At 67.7% G+C, this 22,523-nt stretch carries 15 protein-coding genes and 1 pseudogene; 2 read left to right on the top strand and 14 right to left on the bottom strand.

Annotated elements, in window-relative coordinates; genetic code table 11:
- Nucleotides 1-73: 73 nt before the first annotated feature.
- The 14 genes from O9335_RS08130 to O9335_RS08065 form a co-directional block, all read right to left on the bottom strand.
- Nucleotides 74-265, bottom strand: a complete 192-nt coding sequence (locus O9335_RS08130) for a transposase (protein WP_298386267.1) — start codon at nucleotides 263-265, stop codon at nucleotides 74-76.
- Between the two features lie 350 nt (nucleotides 266-615).
- Nucleotides 616-1,497, bottom strand: coding sequence for a transketolase (locus tag O9335_RS08125; RefSeq protein WP_298386265.1), 882 nt, complete (start codon nucleotides 1,495-1,497; stop codon nucleotides 616-618).
- Between the two features lies 1 nt (nucleotide 1,498).
- Complete coding sequence (locus O9335_RS08120) at nucleotides 1,499-2,305, bottom strand: transketolase (RefSeq protein ID WP_298386263.1); 807 nt, start codon at nucleotides 2,303-2,305, stop codon at nucleotides 1,499-1,501.
- Nucleotides 2,302-3,246, bottom strand: a complete 945-nt coding sequence (locus tag O9335_RS08115) for an FkbM family methyltransferase (protein ID WP_298386262.1) — start codon at nucleotides 3,244-3,246, stop codon at nucleotides 2,302-2,304. The genes O9335_RS08120 and O9335_RS08115 overlap by 4 nt, the downstream gene beginning before the upstream one ends.
- Nucleotides 3,243-4,295 carry an NAD-dependent epimerase/dehydratase family protein gene (locus O9335_RS08110; RefSeq protein WP_298386259.1) on the bottom strand — a complete coding sequence of 351 codons (1,053 nt, stop codon included), beginning with the start codon at nucleotides 4,293-4,295 and terminating at the stop codon, nucleotides 3,243-3,245. Before O9335_RS08110 ends, O9335_RS08115 begins: the two co-directional genes overlap by 4 nt.
- Nucleotides 4,292-5,329, bottom strand: coding sequence for an NAD(P)-dependent oxidoreductase (locus O9335_RS08105; protein WP_298386256.1), 1,038 nt, complete (start codon nucleotides 5,327-5,329; stop codon nucleotides 4,292-4,294). Before O9335_RS08105 ends, O9335_RS08110 begins: the two co-directional genes overlap by 4 nt.
- Nucleotides 5,330-5,331: 2 nt before the next feature.
- Nucleotides 5,332-6,714 carry a lipopolysaccharide biosynthesis protein RfbH gene (gene rfbH / locus O9335_RS08100; RefSeq protein ID WP_298386254.1) on the bottom strand — a complete coding sequence of 461 codons (1,383 nt, stop codon included), beginning with the start codon at nucleotides 6,712-6,714 and terminating at the stop codon, nucleotides 5,332-5,334.
- Nucleotides 6,715-6,729: 15 nt separating this feature from the next.
- Nucleotides 6,730-7,767: a CDP-glucose 4,6-dehydratase gene (rfbG, locus tag O9335_RS08095; RefSeq protein WP_298386251.1), complete on the bottom strand. Its 1,038-nt coding sequence runs from the start codon at nucleotides 7,765-7,767 to the stop codon at nucleotides 6,730-6,732.
- A complete protein-coding gene (gene rfbF / locus O9335_RS08090) occupies nucleotides 7,764-8,543 on the bottom strand; it encodes a glucose-1-phosphate cytidylyltransferase (protein ID WP_298386248.1) in 780 nt (259 codons plus the stop codon). The genes rfbG and rfbF overlap by 4 nt, the downstream gene beginning before the upstream one ends.
- A 4-nt stretch (nucleotides 8,544-8,547) precedes the next feature.
- On the bottom strand, nucleotides 8,548-9,552 hold the full coding sequence (locus tag O9335_RS08085; RefSeq protein WP_298386245.1) for an FAD-binding oxidoreductase: 1,005 nt from the start codon (nucleotides 9,550-9,552) through the stop codon (nucleotides 8,548-8,550).
- Nucleotides 9,549-10,433 (bottom strand): hypothetical protein, encoded by an 885-nt coding sequence (locus tag O9335_RS08080; protein WP_298386242.1) that lies wholly within the window; start codon nucleotides 10,431-10,433, stop codon nucleotides 9,549-9,551. Before O9335_RS08080 ends, O9335_RS08085 begins: the two co-directional genes overlap by 4 nt.
- Nucleotides 10,433-11,368: a glycosyltransferase family 2 protein gene (locus tag O9335_RS08075; RefSeq protein WP_298386239.1), complete on the bottom strand. Its 936-nt coding sequence runs from the start codon at nucleotides 11,366-11,368 to the stop codon at nucleotides 10,433-10,435. Before O9335_RS08075 ends, O9335_RS08080 begins: the two co-directional genes overlap by 1 nt.
- Before the next feature lie 170 nt (nucleotides 11,369-11,538).
- The gene (locus tag O9335_RS08070; protein WP_298386237.1) at nucleotides 11,539-18,954 is read right to left on the bottom strand and encodes a heme utilization protein; all 7,416 of its coding nucleotides are present in this window, start codon (nucleotides 18,952-18,954) and stop codon (nucleotides 11,539-11,541) included.
- 324 nt (nucleotides 18,955-19,278) lie between these two features.
- Nucleotides 19,279-19,923 carry a GntR family transcriptional regulator gene (locus O9335_RS08065; RefSeq protein WP_298386234.1) on the bottom strand — a complete coding sequence of 215 codons (645 nt, stop codon included), beginning with the start codon at nucleotides 19,921-19,923 and terminating at the stop codon, nucleotides 19,279-19,281.
- Between the two features lie 223 nt (nucleotides 19,924-20,146).
- On the opposite strand from O9335_RS08065, the gene scpA reads away from it, so the two are divergent.
- Both scpA and O9335_RS08055 read left to right on the top strand, forming a co-directional pair.
- The gene (scpA, locus tag O9335_RS08060; RefSeq protein ID WP_298386231.1) at nucleotides 20,147-22,309 is read left to right on the top strand and encodes a methylmalonyl-CoA mutase; all 2,163 of its coding nucleotides are present in this window, start codon (nucleotides 20,147-20,149) and stop codon (nucleotides 22,307-22,309) included.
- Nucleotide 22,310: 1 nt separating this feature from the next.
- Nucleotides 22,311-22,520: pseudogene (locus tag O9335_RS08055) on the top strand (GIY-YIG nuclease family protein); the annotation flags it as partial.
- Between the last annotated feature and the right edge of the window lie 3 nt (nucleotides 22,521-22,523).

The raw sequence follows: 22,523 nt of genomic DNA, 5'->3' as shown, positions 1-22,523 counted from the left end.
ATGCCGCCAGACGCGGGAAGACAACCCGACGGTTGACTTGTAGTCTGCGGATTGAGGTCGGCCGCATATCAAATCAACAACTTACGCGCCGTAAGTGTCGAACTTGGGAGGCCTGCGCCGCTCGGTTGGAGCTGGGCAGCGTGCGCCCGCTGAGCTTCTTGCCCCCGCTGATCTTGGTCCCGGGTGCAAGGCCGAGCCAGCTGGCGAAGTGCTTGCTCGTGGGGAAGGCGGTGAGGTGGGCACCGGTCTCCGACACCACCGCCATCGCCGTGGTGCTCGCGCGCTAGAGGTCGCTGCAGTCAAACCGGGCACCGTCACGCGCGGCGGGCCTGTCGAGCCCGTTAGCGGTCATTCATCGGACCGCTGGCAAGGACCGCTCCCGCTGCATTGCAGCTGCTCCGGTCGGCGCCCACTACAGCCGCTCTGGGTCGAGTCCAGCCGTTCAACTGCGCTGCGTTCACTGACTGCAGTCAGCTTGTAGTCGACGGCTCCAAGCGCTACGAAGCACGCACATCGCGCTCGCCGCGGGCTGGCGCTGTTGATGCACAAGCACCTGCCTTGAGCGATGACTGGGGGTGACCCTTGGGGACGGAGCGAACCCCCAGTCCAATGGCCTCAGGGCGTCAACCCACCCAGCCGGTTCAAGGTCGCCTGGCTGCCCACCTCGCCGCACACCTTCGCGTCCAGCCCGCGCAGGCGCACGCGGCCGGCCAGGCCGGCGGTACTGGCGGCTTCCAGCAGCCAAGAGCCCATGCCACCATCGCTGAGGTGGTCTTCCAGGGCGATGACCTCGTCGAACTGGGCCAGTTGCTCGGCTTGCAGGGCCTTGGTGGCCATGCCCCACAGGGGCAGGCTGAAAACGGCGCAGTCGGCGTGGTCGTCGCGCTCAGCCCAAGCGAGTGCCGCAGCCACGGCGGCGCCGGTGCCGAGCAGGGCGCGGCGCTCATGCCCCTTGCGGCGCAGGGGTAGCCAGTGGCCGGGGGTCAGTTCGGGCGGGGCGGGGTGCAAGGCGGGCTCGCCGGCCTTGCCCAGGCGCAGGTAACTGGGGCCGGGGTTCGCGACCAGGTGGCGCAGGCAGGCGCGGACCTCCATGGGGCAGCCGGGCGCGGCGATGCTGAGGCCGGGCAGGGTGCGCAGCAGCGCGTAGTCCTGCACCGCGTGGTGGCTGTAGCCCAGGGCGCCGTAGGCCAGACCGCCGCCCACGGTGACCACGGTGACGGGCAGGCCGTGGTAAGCCACGTCGTTGCGCAGCTGCTCGGCGCAGCGGAAGGTGGGGAAGTTGGCGATGGAGTAGGTGAAGACGTGGTACCCCTCGCTGGCCAGGCCGGCGGCCAGGCCGGTCATGTTCTGCTCGGCCACGCCGGCGTTGAAAAAGCGCTCGGGGAAGGCGGCCTGGAAGGGCTCGACGACGGAGTAGCCGAGGTCGCCCACCACCAGGGCCAGGTGGGGGTGCTGCGCGGCCAGGGCGCAGAGTTCTTGGACGAAGGCGTTGCGCACGTCAGGTTCCTTCGATCTCGGCCAAGGCCTGGGCGAGCTGGGCGTCGTTGGGGCTGCGGTAGTGCCAGTCCACGCTGTTCTCCATGTAGCTGACGCCCTTGCCCTTGGTGGTGTGGGCCACCACGACCTTGGGGCGCGGGCCGTCGACGTGCGACAGGGCTGCGCGCAGGGCGACGTGGTCGTGGCCGTCGACTTCGGCCACGTCGGCGCCAAAGGCCTCGAACTTGGCGCGCAACGAGCCCATGTTGAGCGTGGCCTCGGTGGTGGTGAGGCTTTGCAGGCCGTTGGCGTCGACCACGGTGGTGAGCCGACCCAGGCCGTGGTGCGAGGCGAACATGAGCGCCTCCCAGTTGGAGCCTTCGTTGAGCTCGCCGTCGCTGACCAGCACCACGGTGCGCCAGGCCTGGCCGCGCTGCTTGGCGGCCAGGGCCTTGCCCACGCCGAAGGGCAGGGCGTGGCCCAAGCTACCGGTGCTGAACTCCACGCCCGGCACCTTGTGGCTGACGTGGTTCATCAGCCGCGCGAAGTCTTGGCCGTAGGTTTGCAGTTCTTCCACGGGGAAGAAGCCGCGCTGCGCCAGCGCGGCGTACACGGCCACGCAGGCGTGGCCCTTGCTGAGCAGGAAGCGGTCGCGATCGGCCCAGCTGGGGTTGCGCGGCTGCACGTTCAGCAGGCCGCCTTCGGGGGCGTAGAGCGCGGCCAGCACGTCGACGATGCTGAGCGCCGAGCCGATGTGCGAGGCCTTGGCGCGGTGCACCATGCGCACGGCGTGCGCGCGCACCTGGCGGGCGAAGTCGGTGGAGTTCATGCGGCCTCCGGGCCCCGCACCAGGGCGGCGATGGTGTCGGCGTGCGCCTCGTGGTGCAGGAAGGCGTAGTTGGTTTCGGAGGTGTCGTCGGTCACTTCCAACAGGCGGCGGTTGCCGTGCGGGCCCACGGCCCAGCAGCCGTAGCCCAGGCCGGCCATCAGCGTCAGCACGTCGTTGGGGTGGTAGCCGAAAGGCGCGCTCCATTTGCGCAGCAGCTCGGCAAACACCTTGGGGCGGTGCTGGGCCAGCGTGGCCTGGCCGCCTTGCAGCACCAGCAGCTCGGCGCCTTCGACGTCGACTTTGATGTAGTCGGGCGCGGCGCCGGTGTTGCGGGCCCAGTCGTCCAGGGTGAGGGTCAGGCCCACCACGCGGCGGGCGTCGTCGCGGCCGACCACGTTCATCAGGCTGGCGTTGGTGCCGTTTCCGGGGGCGATGAAGAACTCGAAGCTGCCGTTGGCCTTGGACAGGCCGTGCGCGTGCACGCGCACCTGCTCGCCCAAGCCGTTGAGCGCCACGTTGCGCTGCAGGTGCTCCAGCGCGGCGGGCAGGGGCTCGAAGGCGTGCACCACGGCCTGGGGCTCGCGCAGCGCCAGGCGCAGCGCGTGGTAACCGATGTTGGCGCCAACATCCAGGATGCAGCGCGCGCCTGCGGCCAGCAGGTTCATCACCGCGGTTTCTTCGGGTTCGTAGGCGCCGAAGTTGAGCGCCTCCAGCGGGGCCACGCGGGCCTCTTGGGCGGGGGCCCACAGGCGCACGCCTTCGGCGCCCATCAGGAACTGCACGCCTTCGGGGGTGAGGCGGATTTCTTTGACCTCGCTGCTGCGCAGGTGGGGCAGCAGCTGCCACAGGGCCTGGTGGCCTTGGCAGGCTTGTTGGATGAAGTCGGCCTTGCTCAGGCGACCTTCGCGGTGCTCCGTTTGGAGCTCGTGCAGGGGGGTCATGGGGAGATGGCCTCGATGAAACGGTCAAAGCCCTCGGCCAGGCCGACGTGCGGCGTCCAGCCCAGGGCCTGCAGGCGGGCGATGTCGGGCACCAGGCGGTTGAAGGGGCTGGGCAGGTAGCCGCCGGGGGGCTCGCGGCGCTCCAGCCGGGCGCCGCGCGCGGCGAAGCGGGCCACCAGCAGCTCGGCCAGCTCGCGCACCGAGGTTTCGGCCTGGGGGTTGGCCAGGTTGTAGGCCTGGCCCGGCGCGCCGCGCAGCAGGGCGGTGAGCACGCCGGCGGTGGCGTCGCTGCCGTAGCAGAAGGCGCGGCGGGCGCTGCCGTCGCTGGTCATGACGATGGGCTCGCCGCGGGCGATGGCGTAGGCGAAGTCGGCGAACACCCGGCCGTCGTCGGCCATCAGGCCGGGGCCGTAGGTGTGGAAGGGCCGCACCACCACGGTGGGCAGGCCGTGCTGGGCGTGCCACGCCACGCAGAGGGTTTCGCCCAGGCGCTTGCTCTCGGCGTAGCAGGCGCGCACGGTGGCGGGGTCCAGCGCGCCGAACTGGGTTTCTTGCAGGGCCTCGGGCGTGGTGGCGGCGCCGTAGACCTCGCTGCTGGACACGAACAAGAAGCCCTGCGCGCCTGCGCTGGCCTGCAGCAGGGCGGCGGTGCCCACGGCGTTGGGCATGAGGGTGCCGACGGGGTCGTGCGCGTAAAACTTGGGGCTGGCCTGGCTGGCGGCGTGGACGACGAAGTCGGGCGCGCCCAGGTCGGGCACGGCTAGGCGGTTCAGGTCCCAGGTCAGCCACTGCAGTTGGGGGTCGTCGGCCACGTCGGCCAGGCGCTGGCGGGCGCGGGCGGGGTCGCGCACCAAGGCCACGACCTGCAGCGGGCGCGCGACGCGGCCGGCGGGGTGCAGGGCCAGCAGGGTGCGCACCAGGCCGCCGCCCAAAAAGCCGGCGGCGCCGGTGACGACGACGCGGGCGCCGCTGAGGCGCGCCCACGGCAGCTCGGCGGCCAGCACGCGGGCGGTGTCGCCCTGCACCACGCGCAGGAAGGCGGGCGTCATGCCACGCCCCCGGTGTGCTGCAGCCAGGCCCAGGTGCGGCGCAGGGCCTCGTCCAGCGGGCGTTCGCCCTGCAGGCCGAGCTGGCGGGCGCGGGTGAGGTCGGGCAGGTAGCTGGACACGGGCCCGGCGCCGGGCTCGCGCGCCACGGTGACGGGCACGCTGCGGCCGGTGGCGGCCACGACGCGCTCGGCCAGGTCGCGGATGGAGACGGCTTCGTCGCCGCCCAAGTTGCAGGCGCTGCCGCCTGGGGCTTGGGCCAGCAGGGTCCAGAGCCAGCGGGCCAGGTCGCCGGCGTAGAGGTAGCTGCGCAGCGGCGTGCCATCGCCCTGGATGGCGATGGGCTGGCCGTCGCGCGCGGCCGACAGGAAGTTGCCGACGGCGAACTGCTTGTCCAGCGGCAGGTAGGGGCCGACGAAGGCGAAGCAGCGCGCCACGCTGGTGTGCAGGCGGCCGGCGGCTTGCGCCAGGGCGGTGAGCTGCTCGGCAGCGCGCTTGCCCTCGGCGTAGGCGCTGGCGGGGTTCAGGGGGTCGGGGCCGCCGCGGTGGCCTTCACTCAGGCGTTCGCCGCCTTGGCTGGGGCCGTAGATGGCGCCTGAGCTGAGCAGCAGCAGGCGGCGCGCGCCGGCTTGGGTGGCAATGTCGATGACGCGGCGGGTGCCGGTGACGCAGGTGTCGAACACGGCCTGGGCGTCGGGGGCGCTGGCCACGTCGGTGGCGGCGTGGATGCAGGCGTCCAGCGCGAGGCCGGCCGGTGCTTGGACGTCGCGCACGTCGCCCTGGCACCAGGCCAGCGCGGGCTCGTCGGCCAGGGCCGGGAACTGACGCAGAAAGCGACCGGGGTCGCGGCTGAGCACGGTGGCGTGCAGGCTGGCGCCGTGGTGGCGGTTGGCGTGCAGCAGGCTGGCCAGCAGCCACTTGCCCACGAAACCGGTGCCGCCCGTGATGAGCAGGCGCTGGCCGGCCAGGGGGCGCAGCGCCGGGGCGATGGCCTCCAGGTCGTCGTCGGGCAGGGCGAAGGGGCCGTCGAGCCGCATGCTCAGAAGTTGACGCCGAGGAAGGTTTCGATTTGCGAGGCGATGAATTCGAGCTTGGCCTCGTCCAGCCCGGGGTGCACGCCGATCCAGAAGGTGCCGTTCATCACCGCGTCGGTGTTGGGCAGGTCGCCCACCACGCGGAACTGCTGGTCGGCCATGTAGGGCTGGCGCGTGAGGTTGCCGGCGAACAGCAGGCGGGTGCCGATGCGCTGTTGGTCGAGGAAGCGCAGCAGGTCCACGCGCTGCAGGCCGCTGCTGGGCTTGAGGTGGATGGGGAAGCCGAACCACGAGGGCACGCTGTGCTCGGTGGGCTCGGGCAGCATCAAGAACTCGGCGCAGGTTTGCAGGCGGTTCTTGAGGAAGTCGAAGTGCCGGCGGCGCGTGGCCACGAAGCCGTCCAGCCGGTCCATCTGCGCCAGGGCGCAGGCGGCCTGCATGTCGGAGATCTTCAGGTTGTAGCCGCTGTGGCTGTAGATGTACTTGTGGTCGTAGCCGTGGGGCAGGGAGCCCAGCTGCCAGTCGAAACGCTTGCCGCAGGTGTTGTCTTTGCCCGGGGGGCAGTAGCAGTCGCGGCCCCAGTCGCGGTAGGACTCGGCGATGCGGCGCAACTCGGCGCTTTGCGTGAACACCGCGCCGCCTTCGCCCATGGTGATGTGGTGGGCGGGGTAGAACGAGAGCGTGGCGATGTCGCCGAAGGTGCCCACGCGGCGGCCGCGGTAGGTGGCGCCCAGGGCGTCGCAGCAGTCTTCCACCAGCCAGAGCTTGTGGCGCTTGCAGAAGTCGGTGACGGCGTCGAGGTTGAAGGGGTTGCCCAGGGCGTGGGCAATCATCACGGCCTTGGTCTTGGGGCTGAGCGCGGCCTCGAGCTGGCTGACGTCGATGTTGTGGGTGACGAGGTCGACGTCCACGAACACCGGCACGGCGCCGAACTGCAGGATGGGGTTGACCGTGGTGGGGAAGCCCGCGGCCACGCCGATGACCTCGTCGCCCGGCTGGATGGCCCGGTCGCCGAGCTGCGGCGAGGTGAGCGTTTGGAAGGCCACGAGGTTGGCCGAGCTGCCGCTGTTGACGCTGAGCACGTGGGGCACGCCCAGGTACTGCGCCAGGCGGGCTTCGAAGGCCGCGTTGAAGCGGCCGGTGGTCAGCCAGCCGTCGAGCGAGGCGTCGACCATGTTCTGCAGCTCGGGCGTGCCGATGACCTTGCCGCTGGGGGGCAGCACGGTCTCGCCGGGCACGAAGGGCTGGGGCGCGTCGTGGGTCAGGGCGCCGTACTGGGCCACCAGCTGGCGGATTTGCTCACGCAGGGCCAGGGCCTCGGGGCTGGTGTGCGGGGGCGGGGCCAGGACGGGGGCATTGGGAGCGGCTTGGATGGGGATGGTGGTCATGGGGAACTCGTCGCCTCAGGCGGCGTACTGCTGGATCTGGGAAAGGGTGAAGGCGTGCATGTCTTGGCCTGCGCGCCAGGCCTCGTGCCAAGCGCGGGTGTGGTCGAGCGCCTGCTGCAGGCGCCAGCGCGGGTGCCAGCCCAGGCGGTGGCGGGCGCGGGCGATGTCGAGCTCCAGCCGACCGGCTTCGTGCGGGTGGTGGCCAGGTTGGCGCACAGCCTGCGCGCCCAGGCCCTCGACCAAGGCGGCCACGGGCAGGGCGTCGCTGGCCTCGGGGCCGAAGTTCCAGGCGTCGTCCAGGCCTTGCTCGCCGCCGAGCAGGCCAGCGGCCAGGCGCAGGTAGCCGCTCAAGGGTTCGAGCACGTGCTGCCAGGGGCGCACCGACTGCGGGTGGCGCAGCTCGACGGGGCGGTGTTCGGCCAAGGCCTTGAGCACGTCGGGCACGAGGCGGTCGGCGGCCCAGTCGCCGCCACCGATGACGTTGCCGGCCCGGGCCGAGGCCAGGCGCAGACCTTGGGCGGCGAAGAAGCTGCGGCGGAAGCTGTCGACCACCAATTCGCAGGCGGCCTTGCTGGCGCTGTAGGGGTCGTGCCCGCCCAGGGCGTCGGTCTCGCGGTAGGCGTGGTCCCACTCGCGGTTGGCGTAGACCTTGTCGGTGGTGATGACCACCGCGGCCTGGCAGCCGGGGTGCAGGCGCAGGGCGTCCAGCACGTGCACGGTGCCTTGCACGTTGCTGGCCCAGGTGCCGGCGGGGTCGCGGTAGCTTTCGCGCACCAGGGGCTGGGCGGCCAGGTGCATCAGCAGGCTGGGGCGCACGGCGGCCACGCAGGCCTGCACGGCGGCGGCGTCGCGCAGGTCGCCGCGGGTGTCGCTGGCCAGCACGCGGCCGACGTGGGCCACGTCGAACAGGCTGGGTTGGGTGTTGGGGTCGAGGGCGAAGCCGTGTACCTCGGCGCCGAGGTGGTGCAGCCACAGCGCCAGCCAGCCGCCCTTGAAGCCGGTGTGGCCGGTGAGCAGCACGCGCTGCCCCCGAAGCAGGGCCAGGCCGCTCATCCTTGCTGCCACGCCGCCCAAGGCGCCTTGCCGCTGGCCCACAGATCTTCGAGCAGGTTCTTGTCGCGCAGGGTGTCCATGGGCTGCCAGAAGCCGTCGTGCTCGAAGGCCATCAGCTCGCCTTGCTCGGCCAGCGAGGCCAGGGGGCGCTGCTCCCAAACGCAGTCGTCGCCGTCCAGCAGCGACAGCACCTTGGGCGACAACACGAAGAAGCCGCCGTTGATGCGGCCGCCTTCGCCACGCGGCTTTTCTTGGAAGGCGCGCACGCGGGCGCCGTCCATGTCCAGCGCGCCGAAGCGGGCCGGCGGGTACACGGCGGTGAGCGTGGCGGCCTTGCCGTGCTGCTTGTGGAAATCGAGGCTGGCGGAGATGTTGACGTCGGAGACGCCGTCGCCGTAGGTGAAGCAGAAGGCTTCGTCGCGCTCGATGTAGCGTGCAGCCCGCTGCAGGCGGCCGCCCGTCATGGTGGTTTCGCCGGTGTCCACCACGGTCACATTCCAGGGCTCGGCGCGCTTGTGGTGCACCTCCATGCGGTTGCTGCGCATGTCGAAGGTGACGTCGCTTTGCGTCATGAAGTAGTTGGCGAAGAACTCCTTGATGACGTTGCCCTTGTAGCCGCAGCAGATCACGAAGTCGTTGATGCCGTGGTGGGCGTACATCTTGAGGATGTGCCACAGGATGGGGCGACCGCCCACCTCGACCATGGGCTTGGGGCGCAGGGTGGTTTCTTCGCTGAGGCGGGTGCCCAGGCCCCCGGCCAGGATGACGGCTTTCATCGGTTCAGGCTCCTCCCGACGGCACGAAGGCGTCGGCGTGGAAGTGGACGTCACTCAAGCCCCAGGCGGCGTAGGCCGCTTGGGCACTGTCAATCATCGCTGGCGAGCCGCAGGCGAAAACCCGAAGACTGGCCGCGTCACGCCCTTCTTTTTCGAGGGCGCGTTCGTGCACGTGGCCGCGCAGGCCGGTCCAGTCGGCGCCGGCGCGGCTGCACACGGGGTGCAGGTTCAAGCGCCCGCCGAGGGCACCAGGCTCGGGCTGCCAGTAGGCATCGGCCGGCAGGCGGTTGCCCCAGTACAGGTCGATGCGCGCCGGCCATTGGCCTTCAGGCTGGGCGGCGAGGCCTTCGAGCATGGCCTTGAAGGGCGCGATGCCGGTGCCCGTGGCCAGCCACACCAGGTGCAGGCCGGCCACATCGCCCAGGTGAAAGCTGCCGCGCGGGCCTTGCAGGCGCACCAAGTCGTTGGGCTTGGCCTGGTCGAACAGGTAGGCGCTCATGGCCCCACCGGGCACGCGGCGCACGTGCAGCTCCACGCCTTGGGTGGCGCTGGCATTGGCCACGGAGTAGGCGCGGCGCAGCCCGTTGGGTCCAACAAGCTCGACGAACTGCCCGGGCAGGTAGCGCAGGCCGTGGTTGGGCGGCAGGCGCAGGCGCACCTGCATCACGTCGGGCGCGAGCAGGCTCAGGCTGTCGATGCGGGCGGGCAGGGTCAAGAGCTTGAAGCCGGCCAGTTCTGCCAAGTCACGCGCGGCCAGGGCCACGGGCGCGTCGCAGGTGTCGGTGCAGGTCAGCGCCCAGCCGGCGGCGCGCTCGTCGGGGCTCAGCACGGCGTCGGGCCGCAGCGCGCGGGTGGCGCCTTCGGTGACGCGCACCTTGCAGCTGCTGCAGCGGCCGGTGCGGCAACTGTGGGCCAGGGTCAAGCCCGCGGCTTGGGCGGCGTCCAGCAAGGTGACGCCGACGGGCACGTCGAAGCGCTTGCCGTCGGCCAGTTGAACCGCGGCGGTCATGAACTGGTGCCCGTGCGGAAGTGGCGCTGCGAGGCCTGCACGAACTCCCACAGGTGCTGGCGGAACATGGCCTTGTGGTGGCGGATGTTCTCGACCAGCTCGCCGCGGGTGGCCCAGGCGCGCTCGATCTCGTAGGGCGTTTCGTCGAAGGCGTAGCCGCCGCTGCCGGTTTCGGTTGCCTCGATGTCGCGTCGCGTCCAGTCCCAGGCGTGGTACTTCATCGTCTTGAGGATGACGATGCCGCCGCACAAGATGGCCTCGAGGTTGGTGGACGACAGGGTGTCGTAGGTGTAGAGGTAGCGGGTTTTGCGCAGCTCGGCCGCTAGGGCGGGGCGTGTGGCCGGCCACTCGTACGTCAGGCGCACCACCTGCGGGCCTTGCGGCACGTCCGGCCCGACGTAGCGGCCGCCTTTGCCGATCCACAGCATGTCTTGCGTGGGCGCGGGGCGGTTGAGGTCGTTGAACAGGCCCAGGTCCACGGGCTGCAGGTAGAGAACGCGGTGGTCGCCCCGGCGCTGCGCCGGGTAGGCGCGGGACCAGTACACGCGGAACTCGCGCGGGTTGTCGTGCGGCTGCGGCACTTCCTTGCCCAGCACGTAGCGCACCACGCGTTTGGCGCCCATCTCGTTGGGGGTGGCGCTGTCGGGGCAGATGGTGATGGCCTCTTGCTGCAGGCGCGGCCACTGGGCTTCCATGGCGCCGTTGATCACCGGCGTGTGGAAGGCCGGGTTCACCAAGGGCGCCGTGCCGTTGCTCATGTCGCGGGTGATGAGCAGGTAGGCCTCCAGGCCTTGGCTGCGCAGCTCATGGCACAGCTCGTGCAGCACGCGCACGCCAGCGCTGGGGCACCAGGAGGGGGTGACGATGACGTAGGGGCGCATCAGTGGAGCAGCCGGTCGAGGGCCTGGCGCAAAAGGCGGGGGATGTTGTCCACCGGGCCGCCTTGCTCGCGCAGCGCCCCGGCGTGCATCGTGATGAATGGCACTAGCGCATCCAGTTTGCCCTTCAGGCTGGTGCGTACAGCGTCGTCGTGGCCGTCGAATAGACCGTCGTTGTCGGCGTCGAGCAGCAACTGCAGCCATTCCACGTTGGCCCAAAGGGCTTGCAGGGAGCGGCGCTGGTCTTGACCTTCGTGCAGGCGGAACTGCGACAGCGAGTCGTGAAGGTAGGCTGCTTTTCGCCCGCGGATCAGGCGCACCCAGGTGGCGATGTCGGACAGCACCTGGTACTGGCGGCCCATGCAAAAGCCAAAGGCGGCGCCCAGGTCGCTGCGACGCATGAGTACGGTGGTTGGCTCGCCGATGACATTGCGACCGGTGAGCAGGATCTGACGCGACCAATCGTCGCCATTCACCATGGCGTCGCCCGGGAACTGATGCTCAGTGCCGGGCAGCTGCGGCAGCAGCTCGCCGCGCGGCCCGATCAGTTGCCGGTGCGAGGTGACCAGCCCGCACTCCGGGTTGGCCTCGAACACCCCCACCATCCGGGCCACCTTGGTGGGGTGATAGAGGTCATCGTCCATCAGGAAACTGATGTACTCACCCTGGCAGGCGGCCAGGCCGTTCTGCCAGTTGTCCATGTAGTAGGACTTGTCGGGGCAGCGCAAGAAGCGCACGTTGGGGTGGCGGGCCAGCAGGTCTTGCACCGCGTCGAGGCTGGCGTCGGTGGCGCTGTTGTCGGTGACGACGATTTCCAGCGCCGGGTAGGTCTGGGCGCAGGCGCTTTCCAGCGCCAGGCGCAGGTAGTCCGGACGCTCGTGCGTGGGAATGCACAAACTCACCAGCGGTGGCTTGGGCTGGGGCAGGGCGGCTTGCATGACGGCAATGCTAGGGGCCGCTCCAAGGCGTCTCGGCGCGGAACAACCCTGGCTTTACCTGCCAATCCGGCTAGGTCAAGACCCATGCAAAAAAGCCCCAAGCACTGGGCCTGGGGCTGGGGCCAGCCTCACTGGGACTGGCGTTCGCGCAAACGTTGCGATGGCCGACGTCAGATCAAGGGCGGCTTGAAACTGTCGTCTTCTTCGCTCTTCACGAGCCATTGCGGCGGGAGATCGATGTGGCGCTGATTCGGTGCGTCTTGAACTCCCAGCATCGGCTCCATGTCGACCCTTGTGGCGGCAGTGGATGCCGCCGCGGCCGCCGTGGGCGACACCTCTGGCAATGGCAACTCGTCGGGAGCCGCCGCCACCACATCGCCCAGCGCGGGCGGTGTGGTGTCTTTGGCGAACCACACGTCGGCCAACTGGTGGGTACTTCCATCGTCCTTGGTGTACTTCGACACCAAGCCCACGAAGTTGCCGTTGTTGAGCTCCGTGCCCTTGGCGGCGCCCAGGTCGAAGGAGGTGATCCCCAGCTCGGCGAGCGACTTGAGTTCGCCAGCATCGGTGACGCCATCCTTGTCGGCGTCCACCCACACCTGCAGTTTGCTCCAGTTGGCATCGCTGGCGTCGAGCTTCCCGTCTTTGTTGCTGTCCTCGGCGGCCATGGCGGCAAAGCCATCGGCGGCGCGGCTGCCATCGGCCAAGCGGGTCCCTGAGCCGAACAACTCCTTGCCGTCGTTGATCTGGCCGTCGTTGTTGCGGTCCATCACCAAGAAGCCGTCATTGCCGGCTGCCCAGCCCCACTGGGCCGTTTGGCCGTCGCCCAGCAGGTCGAACCGAACGCCTTGCGACGCCGAAACGGTTTGGATGCCGTTGCCATCCAAGTCCAGCATGATGGGCGTGGCCAGGAACAGCGCATTGATCTGCTGCGAGTTCATCGCCGCCGTTTGGTCGGACGAGAACGCCAGCACCTGGTCCATGTTCATGCTGGCCAAGTCGGCCGTTTCGAAGCCGACGATCTGGTCGGTGGTCAACGCAACGATTTGGTCGGTCGTCACACCGTCGATTTGTTGCGTGGTCAGCGCCGCGATGTCATTGCTGCCCAATTGCCGGAAGTCGTCGGTTTCGATGGCTGCGATTTGGGTCGAACTGAGGCTGCGCAGTTGGGTGGTGCTCAGCAGGGCGAAGTCCGCCGTTTCGAGCGCTTGAATCTGCGCGGTGTTCAGTGCGGCAATCTGCGTGCTCGTCAGTGCCTCGACCTGCTGCGTGCCCAGACCAACCACTTGATCGGTGGTCAATGCCGCCACGGCGGCGGTGCTCAAGGCCCGGATGCCGCTGGTCACGAAGCTGGCCACCGCCTCGGTGGCGATACCCACGATCTGAGCACCCGTGAGCGAGCCGATCTGTGCACTGGTCAGTGCGGCAGCTTGGTCGCTGGTGATGGCGGCCAGGTCACTGCTGTCCAAGCTGCGCAGCTGTGCCGTGTTGAGCGCGCGCAAGTCATCCGTGGCCAGAGCAGCGATTTGTTCGGTCGTGAACCCTTGCAACTGCAGGGTACTCAGTGAAGCGACTTGCCAGGTGCTCAGCCCCACGATCTCGTCGGTGGCCAAGGTGTTGATCTGGCTCGAGGTCACAGCCGCCAGCTGGGTCGTTGTCAGCTTGGACACCTGCGCCGAGTCGAGCACCGCGAACTGCTCGGTGTTCAGCTGGCGCAAGGCCGCTGTGGACAGGCCGGCGATGTCGGTGCTTTCGATGGCGTCCAACTGGTCGGTGGTCAAGCCCACCGCTTGTGCGCTGGTCAGCACCGAGAACTGCTGGCTCGTCATCGCGACGATGCCGTCGGTGGTGATGGCGCCGATCTGCGCCGAGTTGAACGCCCGGATGCCGTTGGTGCCGATGGCCGTGATGTCGGTGCTCTCCATGGCACCAATTTGCTCGGTTGACAGCGCACCCACCTGATTGGAGGCCAGGGAGGCCCACTGCTGAGTATTCAGTGCCACGAGGTCGTCGGTGGCAGAGCCTGCGATCTGCGAGGTGGTGAGCGCTTGAACCTGCCCCGTCGTGAGGTTGGCCCATTGTTCGGTGGTCAGCGCCTGCAACTGGTCGGTGCTGAGGGTGCGCAGCGTCACCGCCACCATCGCTCGCAGGTCTTGGGTCTCGAAAGCCGACATCTGATCGGTCGTCAGGCCCGCAGCTTGCGTGCTGGAGAGGTTGGCCACCATCCCCGTGCTCAGGGCCACGATGCCATCGGTGTTCAAGGCGCCCAGTTGCGTGGAACTGAAAGCCCGGATGCCGTTGGCCCCGATGGCGGTCACATCAGCGGACTCCAGCGTGTTGATTTGGTCGGTCTTCAGCGCTGCCAACTGCGAGGTGAGCATGTTGGCGAACTGCTGCGTCCCCAGCGCATTCAAGTCGTCCGACGACAGGGCGGCCACTTGGGCGGTGGTCAGTGCACGGACTTGCACGGTGGTCAAGGCGGCGAATTGAGCGGTACCCAGCGCGTCGATCTGGTCCGTACCCATCTTGGACAGGACGTCTGCTGGGATGGCACGCAGGTCGTCGGTGGCGATGGCTGCAATCTGATCGCTGTTCAAACCCTTGGTTTGCACCGTGGTCAAACCAATGGCTTGAGAGGTGCTCAAGGCATCGATCGAGGTGGTGCTCAGCGCCCCGATCTGCGCCGAGTTCAGTGCACGCAGGCCGATGCTGCCCAGGGCTTGGAAGTCGTCGGTCTCCAGCGCACCCAACTGGTCCGTCGTCAGCGCTGCGACCTGGGCGGTGGTGAAGCGGGCGAAGTGTTGCGTGCCGAAGCTGTTCAGGTCGTCGCTGGCCAGCGCGGCGATCTGTGCCGTGGTGAGGGACTGCGACTGGGTGGTGGTCAGGTCTTGGAACTGGTTGCTCGTCAGGCTGCCCAGCTGATCCGAGTTCAGCGCTCGCAGCGCTGACGAGCTCAGGGCGCGCAGATCGGTCGATTGCAACGCTTGCAGCTGATCCGACGTCAGGCCCAGAGCCTGAGCGGAGCTGATCGTGCTCCATTGCGCCGTGGTCATGGCTTGGACATTGGCCGTGCCGATCGCTGCGATTTGCTCGCTGTTCAGCGCGCGGATCCCATTGGCGCCGACGGCCACCAGATCTTCGCTGGCCAGCGTGGTCACTTGGTCGGTGGTGAAAGCTGCCACTTGCGACGTGGTCAAGACCGCAAACTGACCGGTGCTGAATGCATTGAGGTCATCGGTTTCCAGAGTGGAAACCTGCGATGTGCTCAGTGCTTGCACTTGGGCATTGGTCATGGCCGCAAAGCCATCCGTGCCCAGCGCGTTCAATTGTTCGGAGTTGAGTGTCCGCAGCGCGCCAGTCGCCAGCGCGCGAAGGTCGTCGGTTTGCAGAGCGGCAACCTGATCGCTCGTGAAGCCTTTGGCCTGCATCGTGCCGAGCGCTGCCACCTGTGTGGTCGTCAGAGCCACGATGCCATCGGTCCGCAAGGCGCCCGATTGGTCTGAGGTCAAGCCGGTGAGCGCTGCCGGGGCGAGCGCAGCCAGATCGTCCGTGGCCAGCGCGTTGAGCTGGTCGGTCGTCATGCTCCGAACCTGCGCCGAGCTGATTTGCGCGGCCTGCGAGGTGGTCAGGGCCACGATGTTGTCGCTGCTCAGCGCGGCGAACTGAGCCGTGGTAAGCGCGCGCAGTCCCGCCGTGCCGATGGCGACGAAGTCGTCAGAATCCAGGGTGCTGATCTGGTCGGTCGTCAGGCCCACCAGTTGACCGGTGGTGAGGGCAGCGAACTGCCCCGTGCTCAGCGCGTTGAGGTCATCAGACGTCAGCGTCGACAACTGGGCTGTGCTGAGCGCCTTGATCTGGCTGTCGGTCAATTGGCCCAATTGATCAGAGCTGAAGGCAGCCAATTGGTCGGTGCTGAGACTGCGCAACAGGGTGGTGCTCAAAGCTCGCAGGTCGTCGGACTGGATCGCGCCCAACTGATCGCTGCTCAGGCCCAGGGCCTGCGCCGTGGTCAACACCGAGGCCTGGCTGGTCGTGATGGCCTGAAGGCTGTCCGTGCTCAGCGCCGCGATTTGCGCCGAGCTGAAGGCACGCACGCCGTTGCTGCCGATGGCACGCAGATCGTCGGAGTCCAGGGTGCTGACTTGGGTCGTGGTGAAGGCCGCGATTTGGTTCGTGCCCAATGCCGCGAAGTGGTCGGTGCCCAGGGCGTTGAGGTCGTCACTGCCCAAGGCCGCTACCTGGTTGGTGCGCAGCGCTTGCGCTTGAACCGTGCGCAGTTGTGCGAATTGCTCGGTCGTCAGGCTGTCCACTTGGGCCGTGTTCAAGGCCCGCAGCGAGTCGGTGCTGATCGTGCGCAGATCTTGCGTTTCGATCACGCCGATTTGTTCGGTGGTCAGCCCGGTGACCTGGGTGGACACCAGAACGCCAGTCTGCGCCGTGGTGAGTGCGACCACCCCGTCGGTGCTGATGGCGCCGATTTGCGACGAGCTCAAGGCCCGCACCCCCGAGGTGCCCAAGGCCACGACGTCGTCGGTTTCCAGCGTATTGACCTGCGAGGTGGTCAGCGCCGCCACTTGGGAGGTCAACAAATTGCCCACTTGAGCCGTGGTCAGTGCGTTGAGGTCCTCGCTGGCCAGCGAAGCCACTTGCGCCGTGCTGAGCGCCTGAACCTGGCCGGAGCTCAACTTGGAGATTTGGTCGGAATCCAATGCGCCCAGTTGCGCGGTGTCGAATCGGCGGACGGCGGCAGTGGTGAGGGCGCGCAGGTCGTCGGTTTGGATGGCCACGATTTGATCGGTGGACAAGCCAGCCACCTGCACCGTGTTCAGGGTGTTGAACTGAGCCGTGCTCAAGCCCTGGATGCCATCGGTGTTGATGGCACCAACTTGCGCGGAGGTCAACGCTGCGATGCCTGCCGTGCCCACGGCCCGCAGGTCGGCGGTTTCCAAGTTGTTGATCTGTTCGGTGGTGAACGAGCGAACTTGCGCCGTGCTCAAAGCCGAGAATTGCGACGTACCCAGGGCGTTGAGGGTTTCGGTGGCCAGCGATGACACCTGGGAAGTGGTCAGGGCTTGCACTTGCGTGCTGGTCAGCGAACCGAGCTGGTCAGAATCGAAGGCGCCGATCTGTGCCGTGGTGAGTTGGCGCAGCGCCGAGCTGCTCAGCTTTTGCACGTCCTCTGTTTGGATGGCGACGATCTGGTCGGTCGTCAGCCCCGCTGCCTGTGTGGTCCCCAGGGCTGCAATCTGTGCCGTGGTCAGGGCCACGATGCCGTCGGTGTTGATGGCTGCCACCTGGGCCGACGTCAGAGACGTTACGCCGCGAGTGCCCAGGCCGGCAACGTCGTCGGTTTCCAAGGCGGTGAGTTGGTCTGTCGTCAAGGCCCGAACTTGAGCCGTTGTCAGCAGCCCGAACTGGCTGCTCGTCAGGCCGTTGAGGTCGTCGGTTTCCAGCCGGGAAACTTGCAGGGTGGTCAAACCTTGCAGCTGCACGCTGGTCAGGTTGTTCGTTTGCGTCGAACTCAAGGCGCCCAGCTGCTCTGAGTTCAGTTCGCGCAGTGCCGCAGAGGAGATCAAACGCAGATCGTCGGTCTCCAAGGCCGCGATTTGATCGCTGGTCAGGCCAACCACCTGGGCGGTGCTGATGGACGCCGCCTGCTGGGTGCTCAGCGCCACGATGCCGTCTGTGTTCAACGCGGCGATTTGGGCGGAGGTGAGGGCGCTCAAGCCAGCACTGCCCAGGGCTCTCAGGTCGGCGGTCTCGAGGGTGCTGAGCTGTTCTGTCGTCAGGGCGCGCAGTTGCGCGCTGGTCAAGGCAGCAAATTGGCTCGTCAGCAGAGCATTGAGATCGTCAGAGCTCAGCGAGGCCAATTGCGCGGTGGTCAGAGATTGCACCTGCGCTGTGCTCAACTGCCCAATTTGTGCGCTGTCGAGGGCGCCCAGTTGATCAGAGTTGAGCGCCCTGAGCGCGCTGCTGGTGATCGCGCGCAGGTCATCGCTGGCCAAGGCGGCCATCTGGTCGGTGGTCAGACCCAGGGCTTGCGTGGTCGTGATGCTCGCAGCCTGCACCGTGGTCAAGCCCACGATGCCGTCGGTGCTGATGGCGCCGATTTGCACCGAACTGAGTGCCCGTAGCCCGGCGCTCCCCACGGCAGCCAGGTCGGCCGTCTCCAGGGTGGCGACTTGATCGCTGGTCAAGCCGGCGAGCTGAGCCGTCGTCAACGCCGCAAACTGTGCGGTTCCGAAGGCGTTCAGGTCTTCGGATGCCAGGGCGGCCACCTGGGCCGTGGTCAGGTTTTGGACCTGGGTGGTGCTCAAGGACCCGAGCTGAGCGGAGTCGAGGGCGCCCAGCTGGTCGCTGTTGAAGGCGCGCAGCGTGGTTGTGCTCAGGGCGCGCAAGTCGTCCGTCGCCAGAGCGGCCATTTGGTCGCTGTTGAGACCCAGCACTTGGTTGGACCCGATGGCAGCCGCTTGCGCGGTGCTCAGGGCCACGAGGTTGTCGGTGCCCAATGCGGCGAACTGCGCCGAGGTCAGCGTGCGAAGGCTCGCGGTACCCAAGGCCCGGAAGTCGTCGGTTTGCAGCGCGCCAATCTGCTCGGTGTTCAGGCCCTGCACTTGCGTGGTGGTCAGGCTCGCGGCTTGGGCGGTCGTCAGGGCCACGATGCCGTCGCTGCTGAGCGACGCCACTTGGGCGCTGGTGAAGGAGCGCAGCCCAGCGGTGCCTAGCGCTCGCAGGTCGTCAGATTCCAGGTTGGCGATTTGCACGGTTTGCAGCGCGCTGACCTGAAAGGTCGAGAGGGCGGCAAACTGGCTCGTTCCCAGGGCGTTGATGGTGTCACTGCCCAGCACGGAGATCTGGCCCGTGCTGAACGATTGCACCTGGTTGCTGTTCAAAGCACCGAACTGCTGGGAGTTCATGGCGCTGATCTGGTCGGTGTTGAGTCCGCGAAGCACGCTCGTGCTCAAAACCCCGACGTTGCTGCTGTTGAGCGCTCCGATTTGGTCCGTGTCCAAACCCTGGGCCTGAACGGAGGTCAAGACGCGCACCTGCGCTGTGGTCAGCGCGGCCACGTTGTCGGTGGCCAACGCCGCGATGGCGTTGCTCTTGAGTGCGCTGAGGCCGGCGCTGCCGACTGCGACGAGGTCGGCACTTTGGAGTCCGCCGACTTGTTCCGTCGTCAAGGCACCGATCTGCTGGGTGCTGAGGGCGGCGAACTGGTCGGTGGTGAGTGCGTTGGTGCTGTCGGTATTCAGCGAAGCCACCTGGGCGGTGGTCAATGCCCGAACTTGATTCGTGGTGAACACCGGGAGCTGGTCGGTGCTGAGCGCCCCGATCTTGTCGGTGCTGATGCTGCTCAGGGCCGCCGTGCCGATGACCCTGAGGTCCTGCGTCTCGAAAGCCGCAAATTGCTCGGTGTTGATGAAGGAGAACGCTTGACTCGACAAGATGCGAACCTGGTCGGTCGTCAGCGCCTGGATCTTGTCGGTGGTGAACGCGGCCCAGTCTTCGCTGGTGAGGCGGCCGATCGTTGCGGTAGACAGGCCCGCAATCTGGTCGGAGGTCAGGCTGGAGATGAGAGAGGCCATGATGCGCTCACTTTTCTAGGGGTCGTTGCCATGGGCCGGCTCGTACGACGACGACACGCGAGTTACCGCGTACGCCATCGACAGGCCTTCGTCATGGGTCTTTCGGTCGCTGTTGGTCGAACTTGAGGGGGTCCTCTGGCTCTTTTTCACACGGATGCAGGTCGGCTTTCAGCGGGTCATGGGGTTTACCCGTGGCTGAGCCGGGCTCCATCTCACCGGCTGATGCTAGGCCGCCCAAGCAAGAACGGAAGCTTCCAATAGGCCGGTGATCCGAGAGGTATTGCGACGTATTGCCGGACGGTCCACCTTTGTGCGGATGAGGCTTCAGGCGGTTGGGCGTGCGGCTTGGAGGCCGTTGTCGAAGTGCTGGCGGGTCAAACGCGCCGCGTTTTCGGGGTGCCGCTGGGTCAGCGCGGCCATCAGCTGTCGGTGTTCGTCCAGCGACTCCGCCAAGCGGCCCTGCTGAAACAGGCTGTGGTGCCGGTTGAGCTTCATGAGCCGACGCAGGTCGGTCACCATGTGCAGGCGCCAGCGGTTGCCTTCGAGTTCCAACAGGCGCAGGTGGAAGCGCTCGTTGGCGGCGAAAAAGGCGTCGCGCTGGTTGACGCTGCGCTCCAGCTCGTCGTGCAGGGCTTGCAGTTCGGCCAATTCGGCCTCGGTGGCCCGCGCGGCCAACTGGGCGGCGGCGTCGCTCTCCAAGAGGGCCAGCAGCTGGTAGGCCTCGCGCACGTCGCGCTCACTCATTTCGGTCACGTAGGCGCCGCGGCGCACCTTCATCGTCACCAGGCCTTCGGCGGCCAGCACCTTCAGGGCTTCGCGCAGGGGCGTTCGGCTGATGCCGAGCTCGGCGCACAGGGCCTGTTCGTCGATCCAGGCGCCTGGCTCCAGCTGCCGCCCAAAGATCCGCTGGCGCACGTGCTCGGCCACCTCCAAGTAGAGGGCGCGCGGGGCGAGTGGGGCGGCGGGCATGGTGGGGGCAGGGCGGATGGACAGGCGGCCAGTGCCGGCGCAGCATGGGCGCTGCGCCCTGGCATCGACGGCCGACGGCGTCAGAGTGTAGTCAGTTTTGAATTCATAATTATGAATAACGCGGACGCTATGATGCACCGCACAACAAATGGCGCTTCGCGGGTCCCCTCACCAGGGAGCGTGGGCCGCCGCGATCCCTTGCCCGACCGCCCCAAGGCCGACCATGACCGACAAGAAGCCCGCTGAAACCGCCGCCCCGACCTTGAGCCAATGGGAGAGGGCGGCCGCCAAATCGGCCCCGGGTGGGGATGTGGGCGCGTTGACTTGGGTGACCCCGGAGGGCTTGCGGGTCAAGCCGCTGTACACGGCGGCCGATTTGGCCGGGCTTCCCCACGCCGACACCTTGCCCGGCTTCGCGCCCTTCTTGCGCGGGCCCCAGGCCACGATGTACGCCGTGCGGCCCTGGACCATCCGCCAGTACGCCGGCTTTTCCACCGCCGAGGAGAGCAATGCCTTCTACCGCCAGGCCCTGGCCGCCGGTGGCCAAGGCGTGAGCGTGGCCTTCGACCTGGCCACGCACCGCGGCTACGACAGCGACCACCCGCGCGTGGTGGGCGACGTGGGCAAGGCCGGCGTGGCCATCGACTCGGTGGAGGACATGAAGGTCTTGTTCGACGGCATTCCGCTGGATCAGGTCTCGGTCAGCATGACCATGAACGGAGCCGTGCTGCCAGTGCTGGCCGCCTACGTGGTGGCGGGGGAAGAGCAGGGCGTGCCCAGCGCCAAGTTGAGCGGCACCATCCAGAACGACATCCTCAAGGAGTTCATGGTCCGCAACACCTACATCTACCCGCCGGTACCGAGCATGCGGGTAGTCGCGGACATCATTGCCCACACCGCCACGGAGATGCCCAAGTTCAACAGCATCTCCATCAGCGGCTATCACATGCAAGAAGCCGGCGCCAACCAGGCGCTGGAGCTGGCCTTCACCCTGGCCGACGGCATGGAGTACGTGCGCACCGCGATGAAGCGCGGCCTGGCGGTGGACGCTTTCGCGCCCCGCCTGAGCTTCTTTTTCGCCATCGGCATGAACTTCTACTTGGAAGTGGCCAAGCTGCGGGCGGCCCGCCTGCTGTGGAGTCGGATCATGGGCGACTTCGGGGCGAAGGACCCGAAGAGCCTGATGCTGCGCACCCACTGCCAAACCAGCGGCTGGAGCCTGACGGCGCAAGACCCGTACAACAACCTCGTGCGCACCACGGTGGAGGCCATGGCGGCCGTGTTCGGGGGCACGCAGAGCCTGCACACGAACAGCTTCGACGAGGCCATCGCGCTGCCGACCGAGTTCTCCAGCCGCATCGCTCGCAACACCCAGCTCATCCTGCAAGAGGAAACGCACATCACCAGCGTCGTCGACCCTTGGGCCGGCAGCTACATGATGGAGACGTTGACGCAGGAGTTGGCCGACAAGGCGTGGTCGATCATCGAAGAAGTGGAAGGCCAAGGCGGCATGACCCAGGCCGTGGCCAGCGGCTGGGCCAAGCTCCAGATCGAGGCCAGCGCGGCGCAGAAGCAGGCCCGCATCGACAGCGGGGCCGACGTGATCGTCGGCGTCAACAAGTACAAGCTGGCCAAGGAAGACCCGGTCGACGTGCTGGAGGTCGACAACGTCAAGGTGCGCGAACAGCAGGTGGCGCGCTTGGCCCACATCAAGGCCACGCGCGACGCGGCGGCGGTGCAGGCCGCGCTGGCCGCGCTGACCGAGGCTGCGCGCTCGGGCGAGGGCAACCTGCTGGCGCTGTCGATTCAAGCCATGCGCGTGCGCTGCACGGTGGGGGAGGTGAGCGATGCACTCGAAACGGTTTACGGCCGCCACCGCGCGGACATTCACAAAGTGAGCGGCGTGTACGCCGGCGCCTACACGGCGCCCGACGAGTGGCAGGCCTTGCAGGCCGAGGTGGCGGGCTTCGAGGTCCAGCACGGCCGCCGACCGCGCGTGATGATCGCCAAGCTGGGCCAAGACGGGCACGACCGCGGCGCCAAGGTGGTGGCCACGGCCTTTGCCGACCTGGGCTTCGACGTGGACATTGGCACCCTGTTCCAAACCCCCGAGGAGTGCGCCCGCCAGGCCATCGAGAACGACGTGCATGCCGTGGGCGTGTCCACCCTGGCCGCGGGCCACAAGACCCTGGTGCCGGCCATCATTGCCGAGCTGAAGAAGCAGGGCGCCGACGACATCATTGTGTTCGTGGGCGGCGTGATCCCGCAGCAGGACTACGACTTCCTCTACGCCCAGGGCGTGAAGGGCATTTACGGCCCCGGCACCCCCATCCCCGACAGCGCGCGCGACGTGCTGAAGCACATCCAGGCTTCGCTGAAAGCCTGACGTGGGCTTTTGGGTTTACTTGCTGCGCTGTGGGGACGGCAGCTACTACGCGGGCCACACCGATGACTTGGCGGCGCGCATGGCGCAGCACGAGACGGGTGCTTTGGGGGGCTACACGGCAACGCGCAAACCGGTGAAGCTGGTATGGAACCAGGAGGTGAGCACCCGCGAGGAGGCGTTGGCGGCGGAGTTGCGGATCAAGGGCTGGTCTCGC

The organism is Inhella sp. (assembly GCF_027532025.1).
Taxonomy (GTDB): domain Bacteria; phylum Pseudomonadota; class Gammaproteobacteria; order Burkholderiales; family Burkholderiaceae_C; genus Inhella.
This window is presented reverse-complemented; position numbering and strand designations above follow the sequence as displayed.

Coding starts and splice junctions, on each gene's coding strand:
- O9335_RS08130 (WP_298386267.1), bottom strand. CDS start 265: ATGGCGGTGGTGTCGGAGACCGGTGCCCACCTCACCGCCTTCCCCACG.
- O9335_RS08120 (WP_298386263.1), bottom strand. CDS start 2,305: ATGAACTCCACCGACTTCGCCCGCCAGGTGCGCGCGCACGCCGTGCGC.
- O9335_RS08115 (WP_298386262.1), bottom strand. CDS start 3,246: ATGACCCCCCTGCACGAGCTCCAAACGGAGCACCGCGAAGGTCGCCTG.
- O9335_RS08110 (WP_298386259.1), bottom strand. CDS start 4,295: ATGACGCCCGCCTTCCTGCGCGTGGTGCAGGGCGACACCGCCCGCGTG.
- O9335_RS08105 (WP_298386256.1), bottom strand. CDS start 5,329: ATGCGGCTCGACGGCCCCTTCGCCCTGCCCGACGACGACCTGGAGGCC.
- rfbH (WP_298386254.1), bottom strand. CDS start 6,714: ATGACCACCATCCCCATCCAAGCCGCTCCCAATGCCCCCGTCCTGGCC.
- rfbG (WP_298386251.1), bottom strand. CDS start 7,767: ATGAGCGGCCTGGCCCTGCTTCGGGGGCAGCGCGTGCTGCTCACCGGC.
- rfbF (WP_298386248.1), bottom strand. CDS start 8,543: ATGAAAGCCGTCATCCTGGCCGGGGGCCTGGGCACCCGCCTCAGCGAA.
- O9335_RS08085 (WP_298386245.1), bottom strand. CDS start 9,552: ATGACCGCCGCGGTTCAACTGGCCGACGGCAAGCGCTTCGACGTGCCC.
- O9335_RS08080 (WP_298386242.1), bottom strand. CDS start 10,433: ATGCGCCCCTACGTCATCGTCACCCCCTCCTGGTGCCCCAGCGCTGGC.
- O9335_RS08075 (WP_298386239.1), bottom strand. CDS start 11,368: ATGCAAGCCGCCCTGCCCCAGCCCAAGCCACCGCTGGTGAGTTTGTGC.
- O9335_RS08070 (WP_298386237.1), bottom strand. CDS start 18,954: ATGGCCTCTCTCATCTCCAGCCTGACCTCCGACCAGATTGCGGGCCTG.
- O9335_RS08065 (WP_298386234.1), bottom strand. CDS start 19,923: ATGCCCGCCGCCCCACTCGCCCCGCGCGCCCTCTACTTGGAGGTGGCC.
- scpA (WP_298386231.1), top strand. CDS start 20,147: ATGACCGACAAGAAGCCCGCTGAAACCGCCGCCCCGACCTTGAGCCAA.